Raw genomic sequence first — 12896 nt, forward strand, 5'->3', positions numbered from 1 at the left:
TGCGTGCTCCCCATTCACTGGCTAAATCTCAGCATGGATTAATTGATTGCCAGGGCGGAGATGCCACATTTTTCAGGTATCGAGATCGAGGAAGACAATGAATACTGTACGCCTGACTGTTGCTGAAGCGTTTGCAAAGTACCTTGCAGCACAAATGATTGAAATTAATGGTAAAAAAGAACAACTATTCGGTGCCGCGTTCGCTATTTTTGGCCACGGCAACGTAACATGTTTTGGTCAGCAGCTGAAAAATATTGAAGACAAGATCCCGACATGGCGCGGACAGAACGAACAGTCGATGGCGACAGCGGCAATTGCCTACGCTAAAGCCAACAAGCGTCAGCGCATTGGTATCGCCACCAGCTCTATCGGTCCTGGTGCCACAAACATGGTGACGGCTGCGGGTATCGCGCACACAAACCGTCTGCCTCTATTACTGATTTCAGGTGATGCTTACGTGAGCCGCTTGCCGGATCCTGTACTCCAGCAGCCTGAAAACTTCGAAGATCCATCAGTCACCTGTAATGACACGTTCAAGCCATTAACGCGTTACTGGGATCGTATCGTTTCTCCAACACAGTTGATGCACACCTTGCCACAAGCCCTAGACACCATGCTTGATCCGGCAACCTGTGGTCCTGTGTTCATCGGTCTGCCACAAGACATTCAAGGCGTCGCGTATGACTACCCTGAAGTGTTCTTTGCAGAGAAAGTACACCGCATTCGTCGTCCTGAGCCAGAAATGGTTGTGCTGGAAGAAGCGAAAGCCATCCTAGAGAAAGCAGAACGTCCACTGATCATTTCAGGCGGCGGTGTGCATTACTCAGAAGCCACCGATGAGCTAGCGGCATTTGCAGCGAAACACAATATCCCAGTGGTAGAGACCATTGCCGGTCGTGCCACCATGCTACAAGACAACCCACTGAACGCCGGTCCTATCGGGGTAACGGGTTCAGATTCAGCGAACTACATGGCAGGCCATGCGGATGTGGTACTGGCAATCGGTACGCGTCTACAAGACTTCACCACCGGTTCTTGGTCTGTATTCCGCAACCCAGACATGAAGCTGATCAGCATCAACGTGGCGAAATTCGACGCGGTGAAACACATGTCTTACCCAGTACTGGGCGATGCACGCACTTGTATGACTAAGTTGTCTGCACTGTTGGGTGACTGGCGTTCAGGCCAAGAGTGGGCAGACACAGCGAAAGAACAAGCTGACGAGTGGAAAGCGCTGGTTCAGCGTCGTACCCACCCACAAGAAGGTGACCTACTACCAGGCACGTCTTCTTACGCAGAAGTGATCGGTAAGTTGAACGTTTCCATGGAACCGGGCGACACCGTACTGACCGCAGCAGGTGGTCTACCTGCAGAGCTAGCCATGAACTGGCAGAACTACCAAATCGGTAAGTTCGATATCGAGTTCGGTTTCTCTTGCATGGGCTACGAAATCGCTGGTGGCTGGGGTGCGAAAATCGCTAATCCGGATCACGATGTGGTGGTGCTAGTGGGTGACGGCTCTTACATGATCCAGAACTCTGACATCTACTCATCTGTTCTGACTGGCCACAAGATGATTGTGGTGGTATGTGACAACGGTGGTTTCGCGGTTATCAACAAACTACAGAACAACACCGGTAACGAGTCGTTCAACAACTTGTTGTCTGACTGCCGCCGTCCAGCAGGTGAACTGGCACGCGTTGACTTCGCGAAACACGCAGAAGCACAAGGCGCGATCAGTGAGAAGCTGACCTCTATTGACCAGTTCGACGCTGCCTTCGCCCGTGCGAAAGAAGCTGACCGTACGTACGTGATTGTTGTCGACATCGACCCAGTATCCCCAATGGCATGGTCGAAGTGTGATTGCTGGTGGGAAGTGGGTCTGCCTGAAGTGACGCGCAACGAACATACCGCAGCGAAAGTCGCTGACTGGGAAGAAGGCCGTGCACACCAGCGTCGCGGTGTATAACCCGACCAATGAACCTCATTTGACGCTGAACTGCGTCAATAAAGAATAACGAATTACTTATCCAATAATCAGTGCAGGTATGTCGGTACACCCTACAACGCATCCCACCGGGATACCTGCCAAGGAGCAAAGCTATGTTTAATGAAGAACGCCATTTTGAACAACCAATCCGCTGGGCAATGGTCGGCGGTGGCCGTGGCAGCCAGATCGGTTACTCACACCGTAACGCGGCTCAACGCGATGGTCTGTTCAAGCTAGTTGCTGGTGCCTTCGACCTTGATCCAGAACGTTGCCGTGATTTCGGTACCAACCTTGGCCTAGCGGCTGACCGTTGCTACAGCAACTACAAAGAAATGTTTGAAGCAGAAGCGCAGCGTGAAGACGGTATCCAGGCAGTTTCTATCGCCACACCAAACTCAACACACTACGAAATCTGTAAAGCCGCGCTAGAAGCGAACCTACACGTGGTATGTGAAAAACCAATCACGTTCACCACTGAAGAAGCGGAAGAGCTGAAAGTATTGGCCGCACAGAAAAACCGCGTAATCGGCGTGATGTACGGTTACTCAGGCTTCCCAATGGTGCAGCAGGCACGCGAAATGGTGAAGCGTGGTGACTTGGGTGAAATCCGTGTTATCAACATGCAGTTCGCACACGGCTTCCACAACGAAGAATACGAAAAGAATGACCCAGGTCTGAAGTGGCGTGTAAGCCCACAGGTATCAGGCCCAACGTATGTACTGGGTGATATCGGTACTCACGCATTCTACCTATGCGAAGTGATGACAGATCTTGAAATCGACCGTCTGTCTTGTATGCGCCAGAGCTTCATTAAGTCTCGTACGCCGCTAGAAGATAACGCACACGTAATGATGGAATTCAAAGGCGGTGCAGTTGGCACACTTTGGGCATCAGCGGTTAACGCAGGCTCTATGCACCAGCAGAAGATCCGCATCGTAGGCTCTAAAGCGTCTATCGAATGGTGGGATGAGCAGCCTAACCAATTGCGTTACGAAGTGCAGGGCGAAGCGGCACGTATTCTTGAGCGTGGCATGGGCTACTTGCATCAAGATGCAGCCGGTGTTGCGTCAAACCGTGTTGGCGGTGGCCACGCAGAAGGTTACTTCGAGTCTTGGGCAAACCTTTACCACCGTTTCGCACTGGCCTTCGACGCAGCAAACCGTGACGACCAGGAAGCACTTGCGAACATTTGGTTCCCAGGCATTGATGCAGGGATCGAAGGGGTACGTTTGTGTGAGAAATGTGTTGAGTCTGCTGACCAGAACTCAGCATGGGTACAGTACAAGTAATAGGACCTTACCATGACAAAGATTGCACTTCAGCAAGATCGTAAGCTGGATGCCATCGTGTTAGGTCGCGCGGGCGTGGATCTCTACGCCCGTGAATCCAACACGGACATGGCTGACATCACTGGGTTTAACAAGTTCGTCGGCGGGTCGGCAGCCAATATTGCCGTCGCTATCAACAGACTGGGCGGTAAAGTCGGGTTTATTGGTTGTGTGGCTGATGATGCATTCGGTGGTTACGTTAAACAATACATGTCAGGTCAGGGTATCAACCTGGATGGCATGATGACAGACAACTCAGGTTCTCGCACGTCGGTGGCGTTTACTGAGATGAAACCAAGCGACTGTACGGTACTGATTTACCGTAACAAAGCCTCTGACCTGACACTGAAACCAGAGCAGGTGAGCGCAGAATACATCGCCAACAGCAAAGTGTTGGTGGTAACCGGTACGGCGCTGTCTGAAAGCCCAAGCCGTGAAGCAACGATTCTGGCGATGCAGCATGCACGTCGCAGCAACACACTGGTGGTGTTGGATGTGGACTACCGTCCGTACTCCTGGCGCACCGATGTGGATGCTTCCATTTACTACGGGATTGCCGCCGGTCTGTCAGACATCGTGATTGGTAACCGTGAAGAATTCGACATGATGGAAACCGTACTGGCCCCGGGCAATAAAGATGACGATGCCACGGCTGCCCGTTTCCTTCATGAAAACACGCAAGTGGTGGTGATCAAAGCCGGTGAGTTCGGCTCTAAAGTGTACTGCCGTGATGGTTACAAGTTCCAGCAAGGTATCTTCCGCGTGGACGTACAGAAGCCATTCGGTTCAGGTGACTCTTTTGCCGGCGGCTTGATTTGGACACTGGTGAACGGTGGCGAACTGGAAGATGGCGTGAAGCACGGCTCAGCGGCTGCCGCCATCAACGTGAGTGGCAACAGCTGCACCGAAGCGATGCCCACCAAAGAGCAGTTATTCGATTTTATTGAGACCAGAGAGCAAAGCCTTTAATTCATTTATCTAACGATAACAGGGTGTGATTAAAGGATTTTAGGTCCGACCGGGCCAGTATTAGCCGCTAACACGTTTAGAAGTGACATACATACCATCGAGGCCCGGTTTTTTTATTCTCATGATGACCCTAACGACAACAACGACTATTCAATCATTTTAAGCGCTGGACTGGCTACTCAAGACAAGAAAGGCAGGGCAGTGAGGAGAAAGTAACATGGGTAAGCATATCCCTCCATTTGATAATAAAAACCAACCTATTATCGATGCCAACGATGAAGTGACACCATTGTGTTATTTCAATCAGGTGTACTTAAACCAGGGTGAATCACACACGCATTTTGTAGAAGGCTACGAAACGGTGATTGTACTGGGTGGCGGTACCTGTTCGATCAAAGTCACCAAAGACGACAACACCGTGGTGTTCGACAACATCGGTCAGCGTAAATCGGTATGGGAAGGCAACCCTGAATCTGTTTACGTGCCACTGGGCTACACCGCAGAAATCGAATGTGTGAGTGACCGCGCTGACATCATGATTGCCGGTGGTCGCTTTGAAGAGTCGCTGGAGCCATTCTGCTCGCGTCAGGAAGAAGTCGATATCGTTCAGTACGGTTCAGACGAAACCAAAACACACCGTAAAATCAAACACGTATTGGGTCAGTCAAACGCAGACAAGCGTGGCCGTTTGTTAGTGAGCGAACTATTCACAGTAGGCGCAGGCGGTTGGTCAGGTTTCCCTCCTCACAAGCACGATGAAGATCGCGTGAAAGAAGACGGCAGCAAAGAAACACTTTATGAGGAAGTGTACCAGTTCCGCTTTAACCCAGACTTCGGTTTCGGTGCGCAGTTCTTGTATGAACACGAAGACGATTTCGGCCCGGTTTATCATGTACGCACAGGCTCAGTGATTGCGATTGATAAAGGCTACCACCCAAGCGTGGCAGCACCAGGCTACGAGATGTACTACTTCACTATCATTGTGGGTAAAACGTCTAAGTCGTTAGTTCAGCACTTTGACCCGCACCACGAGTACCAAGTGCACACCATTCCAGGCATCAAGGATATGATTGCCAAGTTCAAATAAGGAAGTGAGTTATGCTTGTTAACCTAAAGGATTTATTGCCTGACGCTGCGGCGTCACAGTATGCCGTCCCTTGCTTCAACGTGTTTGGTTATGAAGATGCCAAAGCAGTTGTGGAAGCGGCAGAAGAAGTGGGCAAAGCCGTGATTCTGGCGTGTAACAAAGATGTGGTGGATTTCTTCGGTGTGGAAACGGCGGCAGCGATGTTCTTGCAACTGGCCCGTGAAAGCAGTGTACCTGTGTGTTTGCACCTGGATCACACGTACGAAGAAGAGATTGTGTTCCGTGCACTGAAAGCCGGTTTTAGCTCTGTGATGTTTGATGGCTCTCAGCTACCGCTGGAAGAAAATATCGCTCGTACCCGTAAAGTGGCGGATGTGGCGCATGCACTGGGTGCGTCTGTAGAGGGTGAGATTGGTTCGGTACCTTATGATGAAGGTCGTGACCACATTAAATCTATCTACACCACACCGGAAGATGCAGCACGTTATGCGAACGAAAGTGGCGCAGACTGTGTGGCGATTTCAGTGGGTAACGTACACCGCCTGACGGAGCCAACGTGTACCATCGATTTTGGCTTGCTGGATCAGATTGCTCATGAAGTGTCTTTACCACTTGTGATTCACGGTTCCAGTGGTATTCGCGATGAAGATATGCAACTGCTGAAACAAACCCGCGTATCGAAATTCAATATCGGGACCTGTTTGCGTCAGGCACTTGGTCACAACTTGCGCGATTACATGAATAACGAGCCAGAGAAATTTGACCGTATCTATTTCATGAAAAAAGCGATGCCGCATGTGAAGCAAGAAGCAATTCGCAACTTCCAGTTATTGTCATAGAATACTCGCCCTTCAAGTGTTACTACTGCTTGAAGGGCGGTATACCCAAGTGATTTTGAATAAAAAAAGCTTGAATAAAAGAAAGCTTGAAAAAAGTTACCTTAATAAATAAACGCCCTGTGGCGGTAAAGTGAGATAACTTGGGTATATTGTAAGTGTTGCTTTAGAGAGAGGGGCGGCAAATGATGGAAGTTGAAGAAAAAGTGCCGGCTGATCTGGACACGTTACGTGAACTGATAGTGAAACGTTACGATGGCCTGAGTCAGCGCCTTCAACAAGTGGCCGATTTTGTCATGGCGCAGCCCATGCTGGTGGCAGTAGAAACAATGGCAAGCACGGCAGAACAAGCGAATGTGCCGTTATCGACACTCAGCCGTTTTGCCAACACGATGGGGTATTCCGGCTACAGTTCGATGCAGGCGATTTTTCGTGATCAATGCTTGAATCGTCCGCGTGATTATAAAGAGCGTGTTCGCAAAGCACGCGCCAAAGAGAACGTGAGCCAAACGTCAGCCATGGCGATTTTCCAGGACTTTGGTCATGCCAACGTCGAAGCCATGGAAGAGTTACAAATGACAGTGTCACCGCAAAAACTGGAGCGGGCCATGTCACTGCTGGAAAATGCAGACACGATTTATATTCAGGGCATGCGCCGCGCGTATCCGGTTGCTTTCTATCTGTGGTATGCCTTGATGAAGTCGGATAACAACGTGGTGTTGCTGGACGATCACGGTGGCATGCTGACCCCCATGACACGTCGTATGACCGAGAAAGATGTGTTAGTGACGGTCACATACAGCCCGTATGCGCCAGAAACCAGTGAACTGATTGATATTGCCCATAACAAAGGCGTGCCGATTGTGGCTATCACAGACGATCAAATGATGGCGCAAGGCAATAAAATGGAAGTGTGCTTTGAAGTGAAAGAAGGGGAAGTCATGGGTTTCCGTTCGTTAAGTAGCTCCATGTATTTAGCACAAACCTTGGCCGTCAGCCTGATGTGCCAAGAAGTGAAATAACGCACTGCCGAATTCATCGTCAGTCCAATAAATTCAGTCTTTGAATTTCTCGTAACGTCTTATTTTCTTATCTGTAGGCGCCACTATGGTGGCGTCTGTACTTCTCACTATGTGATGACACCGTGCGTGTCGTTAAGGATAGATTATGCGTTTTGCTCTGCATGGAATGTGTTCGCTTTACAGTAATATTCTCTCTGATATCCGCTTAGCCAAAGAAACGGGTTATGAGGGTTTAGAAGTACATACCGATAAATTATGGCGTTATTTGGAAGCCGGTTATACCGCACAAATGTTGAATGAACGTTTGCAGGCGGCAGGCATTGTACCTTCTGCCATCGATATTATCGGCGGCGTGGAGGCCACGACGAAAGACGATCAAAAACGCGTGTTTGAGCAAACGGAAATACTGTGTCGTGTGGCGAAAGAAATTGGTGCGCCGACCATTCAGCTTAATGCGTTTGAAGGGCTGAATGGTTTATCTGTAGAAGAAAATATTCGTCTGACCGCAGCGAACATTCGTAACATTGCCGATATTGGCCGCGAGTACGGTATTCGCTTCCAATACGAAGGTGCGGCTTGGACACCGATTGCCAGCTTAGATGATTACCACCGTCTGCATGATGCCGTAGGGCGTGATAACTTTGGTTATGTTTTAGATACCTGGCATTTGTGGGCATGCCGTGGCGCGACGCCAGAACAAGTGGCAAAAGTGGAAAAAGAACGTATTTTCAACGTGCATTTCTCTGACGGTAAACGCCCTGCGGTAGGTGAAGCATGGCCGAATGAGCGCGCTTTACGTGGTTATCGTTTAGGCGAAGGGGATATTCCGTTACCAGAGTGGGCTAGCGCAATTTTAGAAACAGGATATGATGGCTTCTGCTCCGGTGAGTTTCTTAATGATCAGCTTTGGGAAGAAGATCATTACACCCTCGCTGAGCAAATGCTGCAAGGAATGCGTGCATTAGTGAAGTAAGGAAAAACCGTTAATACCCGGGCACTTGTTTGCTCGGGTATCGTATTTGGATTGATGCATTGAACAGAACTTGTGGAGGCGTTATGCCTCCTTCTTGCTTTAGGAGCGGTAACATATGCAACTAGAACGCCGCGCTGATTTCATTCTTATTGGTACCACGATTCTGGCCGCAGGAGGCTGGGTTTTCTCTAAAGAGGCGATCCAAGGGTTACCGCCTTTCGGTTTTATCGGCTTGCGCTTTGTCATGGCATCCTTTTTCCTTTTACCGTTTTGTTTTGGCAAGTTCCGAGAAGTGGCAAAAGTCGATATTGGTAAGGCGATGAGTGCCGGTTTACTACTGGGTTCCGCGTTGTTGATGTGGATTTATGCCATGTCGATTACCCCGACCTTGGGCGAGGGCGCATTCATCATGAGTTTGTCGATGCTCTTTGTCCCGCTGGTGGCATGGCCGCTGTTTAAAATCAAACCGCCACGCATTTTCTGGTTGGCATTACCGGTGGCCTTTGCGGGCTTAGCGATGTTGTCGCTCGGTGGCGTGGCGCAATGGCAATTTTCTCCGAGTCAAGGTTGGTTCTTGGCGGCTGCCGTGATGTTGGCGATTCATTTTAATGTGAACAGCCAGTTTGCGCGTCGCATGCCAACACTGTTGTTGACCGCATTGCAGTTGTTTGTGACTGGGTGTGTGGGGTTAACAGTTTCACTGCTATTTGAAACCTGGCCGGAAACCATCAGCATGGAAATTTGGGGATGGTTTACACTCAGCATGTTAGTGGCAACCAGTATCCGCTATGTGATGCAAACCGCCGGGCAAAAACACAGTACGCCGGCCAATGCGGCTGTGATCATGATTTTAGAGCCGGTATGGACGGTGGTCCTGAGCGTATTGTGGTATGCCGAGCTAATGCCAATGCATAAAGTCTCAGGCTGTATCATGATCTTGTTGGCGTTGTTTATTTATCGTGGCGGCCCGTTCTTGCTTAAACGCTTTTATCCGCGTCCAACCGCATCGTAATCTATTCTGTGCTTTGTCATGAGAAAGAGGCTGTTTTTACGGCCTCTTTTTTTGTTCCTCGCTTTAGCTATTCGACACTTTTAAATAGTTTGTTTGAAATGCCTACCAAAATGGTTTTTTATCCCATTTTTGTCCGCGAAAATAGACAAGGAATTAACCACAAAACATGCCAACTTTTATGCTGATTCTAGCGTAATGAGTGAGTTGTTATCGCCTCCACAGAATGAACCATTTGTTTCATTAATGCTTTGAAATGATAATTCCATGCCTATAAAATTTTGGTAAATCATCATTGTAAGTCAACGAGATAGGGCGTTTAAACGCTGCGTTTGCTGCACGATTTATACGCCTTTGGAATTGCGGGTACACCGTACACATCACGTGTACGTCTTCATTTAGACTAAGGAGCAAGTCATGTTCAATATTGCGTTATTCGGCGTTGGTAGGATTGGTCAAGTGCATGCTGTGAATATTGCCAGTCATCCAGAAACGTGTGTGTATTCCGTGATTGACCCGTATGTGGAAGGGGCGCAAAAGCTAGCAACAAAATACAATGCAGTGATTCAAACCGTTGATGAGGCATTGACCGATCCTAACGTGCATGCGGTGTGTATCTGTTCGGCAACCGACACCCATGCCAACCTGATTGAATTGGCTGCGCAACACGGCAAAGTGATCTTCTGTGAAAAACCGATCGACTTGGATCTTAGCCGCGTGCGTGACTGTCTTGCTGCTGTGAATAAATACCAAGTGCCGATGGTGGTGGGATTCAACCGCCGTTTTGATCCGCAATTCCGCGCCGTGAAAGATCAACTAAATGCAGGTGTTGTCGGTCAGGCTGAATCCTTGATGATCATCTCTCGCGATCCAACACCACCACCGGCTGAATACAGCAAAGTGTCTGGCGGTATGTTCCGTGACATGACCATTCATGATTTGGACATGGCGCGCTTTATCATTGGTGAAAACCCTGTCTCTATTACCGCGCAAGGCAGCTGCATGGTGGATCCGGCCATTGGTGAAGCGGGCGATATTGATACGTCGGTATTGGTGATGAACTTCCCATCAGGCGCAATGGCGACCATCCATAACAGCCGTCGTTCTGGTTATGGCTACGACCAGCGTATAGAACTGCATGGTTCAAAAGGCTTGTTGAAAGCGAGCAATATGAAAGAAAACTTGGTGGAACATTGGGGCGAAACGGGCTGTGTGGCGGCGAAACCTCAGCACTTCTTCCTGGAACGTTATCAGGCTGCGTATGTGGCTGAATGGCAACACTTTGTTGACGTACTGAATGGTCAAACACCAAACTGTACGGGCGCAGACGGCGAATATGCCCTGATGTTGGCCGATGCGGCGATTGAATCGATGAAGACGGGTAAAACCGTGATGCTGTGATACGCTGACGCGTTGAAATAAAAAGAAAGCCTCGTCATGACGAGGCTTTTTTGTGTCCTTTATGAACGGTTATCTATGAGTAGTCATCTTAGAACCAGATAACCGTACTTAATCTCTTCGGGTTCGCGCTCAATATGTCGTTGCTGCGTTTGATTCGCCATTATTTTTGTAGGCTAGAGAGACGGCCAGTGTTTGCGCTAAACATAATGATGCAGACTGAGAGCGGAAAGCATCCACTTGCGCTTCTTTCACCACGAAACACACATCGCTGAAGCTGGCCAGCGGGCTGACCTGACTATCGGTAATAACAATCTGTTTTGCACCCGCTTTGGCGGCCACTTCACTCAAGGTCACGGTTTCTTCTGCATACGGGCTGAAGCTGATGGAGACCACCACATCATTCGGTCCAATCATGCTCAGTTGCTCTTTAAACATCCCCCCAAGGCCATCAATTAAAAAGGCACGGCGCTCTAAGTGACGCAGGGCATAGGTTAAGTAAGAGGCGACGCTGAAAGAACGGCGCAAACCAATCAGGTAAATACTGTCGGCTTGGCTGAGCATCTCGACGGCAGCTTCCAGCTTGTCTTCAGGCGTTTGGGCGGCAAGTTGACTCATCGCTTGTGCGTTGGCGCGGGCAAACTCTTGCAAAATATGGGCAGGTTTTTCCGGCGAGGCCGTTTCTGTATCGAGGGTTTTAAACAGGCGGGCACGCTCTGTGTAGCTGGTGGTTTCTTCCACGAGATTTTGACGAAACAGCTGTTTCATGTCGTTGAAGCCGCTGAAGCCAAACGCACTGGCAAAGCGGATCAGGGTAGAGGGCGGCACTTCGGCCTGACTGGCAATCACGGCAACGGTATCAAATGCGACGCTGTGGGTGTTATCCAGCACATAGCGGGCGACTTGTTGCAGACGATTGCTCAGTTCGCCATAACGGGTACGGATCTGATCCTGTAATTCGGTAAGATTATTGGCGACAGTCATGTGACACTCCCTGAAAACGTTCTACTGGCCTGATAATTGGCTACGCCTAGTGTAATACTTTCTTGATGTGGCTGAAATGATATTTTCAAAATGTTGGATTTATGGTCACGTATGGAATGAATATTTCGCAATGAATTTCGTTTTTATCATACTAAAAAGCCACATATTGTGAGAAATATGTGGCTTGCTGTGTTTATCCCATATAACGCCGGTTTTGTGTATTGATGCGTTAATGGATTAAGAGGTTAACGCATGACATCGCGCTACTGGCTCTTCCTCTGACGGCGCATATCGAAGATCACCGCCACAACAATCACCAGGCCTTTTACGATTTGCTGCCAATAGGCAGAGACGTTCAGCAAATCCAGACCATTTTGCAGTACCCCCATGATCATGGTGCCGATAATGGTCCCCTGAATGGTACCGATCCCGCCTGCGTGGGAGACGCCCCCAACGGTAGCGGCGGCAATAGCATCCAGCTCATAAGAGACCCCTAAACCCGGCTGACCAGAGTTAATACGCGCAGCAAGGATAAGGGCGGCAATACCGGCAAGAAGCCCCCCGTAAGTATAAATCAGGACTTTATATTTATTGACGTTAATACCCGATACATAGGCGGCGGTTTCATTCCCACCAATGGCATAAGCATATTTACCAAAGCGGGTGTAGTTCAGCAAAATATAAGAAATAATTGCCATTACAATAAAGATAATCACCGGGACAGGGATGCTTAAAACGCTGCCTTGCCCAATCCACTGGTAAGAATCAATTAAGCTACTGACAGGGCGACCGTCTGAGTACAATAATGCCGCACCACGGGCAATGATCATCATACCGAGTGTGGCAATAAAGGGCGGAATACCGGTATAGGCAATTAAGGCTCCGTTAATCAGACCACAAACAGCCCCGACAGCCAGGGCGGCCAAAATAGGAATGATCACCGGTAGTTCGCCAAGGTTAGGGTACATGCGCATGCCCCAGTCGAGACTTTGCGCCATACTGGCTGACACCACGGCGGCGACGGCTAATACGGAGCCAGAGGACAGGTCAATACCACGGGTAATAATGATGATGGTCACCCCCAGCGCTAACAGGCCAATACTGGCCATTTGTGTCACGACGTTTAATAAGTTGGCGACGGTAAGAAAGACCGGCGACAACACGGACATGACAATACACATGGCGACAAACACAAAATAGATGGCGTATTTTGAAATAAATCGCGATGCATTACTGGGGGATTTTTCATCTGATGCTGCTTTAATTATTTTTGCAATCATAACAACTATCCTTGATAAAA

General features: G+C 49.2%; 11 protein-coding genes. 9 read left to right on the forward strand and 2 right to left on the reverse strand.

Features of this window, described 5'->3' with window-relative positions:
* Positions 1-97 precede the first annotated feature (97 nt).
* From iolD to iolG, 9 genes are all read left to right on the forward strand, one after another.
* Positions 98-1969, forward strand: a complete 1872-nt coding sequence (gene iolD, locus ABT58_RS05595; protein WP_047873339.1) for a 3D-(3,5/4)-trihydroxycyclohexane-1,2-dione acylhydrolase (decyclizing) — start codon at positions 98-100, stop codon at positions 1967-1969.
* A gap of 134 nt (positions 1970-2103) precedes the next feature.
* Positions 2104-3279, forward strand: coding sequence for a Gfo/Idh/MocA family protein (locus ABT58_RS05600; RefSeq protein WP_047873340.1), 1176 nt, complete (start codon positions 2104-2106; stop codon positions 3277-3279).
* 12 nt (positions 3280-3291) lie between these two features.
* The gene (gene iolC, locus ABT58_RS05605; protein ID WP_047873341.1) at positions 3292-4287 is read left to right on the forward strand and encodes a 5-dehydro-2-deoxygluconokinase; all 996 of its coding nucleotides are present in this window, start codon (positions 3292-3294) and stop codon (positions 4285-4287) included.
* A gap of 217 nt (positions 4288-4504) precedes the next feature.
* The gene (locus ABT58_RS05610) at positions 4505-5374 is read left to right on the forward strand and encodes a 5-deoxy-glucuronate isomerase (protein ID WP_047873342.1); all 870 of its coding nucleotides are present in this window, start codon (positions 4505-4507) and stop codon (positions 5372-5374) included.
* Positions 5375-5385: 11 nt separating this feature from the next.
* Positions 5386-6213 (forward strand): class II fructose-bisphosphate aldolase, encoded by an 828-nt coding sequence (locus ABT58_RS05615; protein ID WP_047873343.1) that lies wholly within the window; start codon positions 5386-5388, stop codon positions 6211-6213.
* A gap of 185 nt (positions 6214-6398) precedes the next feature.
* Positions 6399-7232 carry a MurR/RpiR family transcriptional regulator gene (locus ABT58_RS05620; RefSeq protein ID WP_047873631.1) on the forward strand — a complete coding sequence of 278 codons (834 nt, stop codon included), beginning with the start codon at positions 6399-6401 and terminating at the stop codon, positions 7230-7232.
* A gap of 145 nt (positions 7233-7377) precedes the next feature.
* On the forward strand, positions 7378-8205 hold the full coding sequence (locus ABT58_RS05625; RefSeq protein WP_047873344.1) for a sugar phosphate isomerase/epimerase family protein: 828 nt from the start codon (positions 7378-7380) through the stop codon (positions 8203-8205).
* Between the two features lie 115 nt (positions 8206-8320).
* A complete protein-coding gene (locus tag ABT58_RS05630) occupies positions 8321-9217 on the forward strand; it encodes a DMT family transporter (RefSeq protein WP_047873345.1) in 897 nt (298 codons plus the stop codon).
* 414 nt (positions 9218-9631) lie between these two features.
* Positions 9632-10615, forward strand: a complete 984-nt coding sequence (gene iolG / locus ABT58_RS05635; RefSeq protein ID WP_047873346.1) for an inositol 2-dehydrogenase — start codon at positions 9632-9634, stop codon at positions 10613-10615.
* Between the two features lie 129 nt (positions 10616-10744).
* Here the strand turns inward: iolG and ABT58_RS05640 are convergent, their stop codons facing one another.
* Together ABT58_RS05640 and ABT58_RS05645 are read right to left on the reverse strand one after the other, a co-directional pair.
* Positions 10745-11596, reverse strand: coding sequence for a MurR/RpiR family transcriptional regulator (locus ABT58_RS05640; RefSeq protein WP_047873347.1), 852 nt, complete (start codon positions 11594-11596; stop codon positions 10745-10747).
* Between the two features lie 263 nt (positions 11597-11859).
* Positions 11860-12876, reverse strand: coding sequence for an ABC transporter permease (locus tag ABT58_RS05645; RefSeq protein WP_047873348.1), 1017 nt, complete (start codon positions 12874-12876; stop codon positions 11860-11862).
* Positions 12877-12896 lie beyond the last annotated feature (20 nt).

Origin of the sequence: Photobacterium aphoticum (assembly GCF_001029435.1) — a bacterium.
Taxonomy (GTDB): Bacteria; Pseudomonadota; Gammaproteobacteria; order Enterobacterales; family Vibrionaceae; genus Photobacterium; species Photobacterium aphoticum.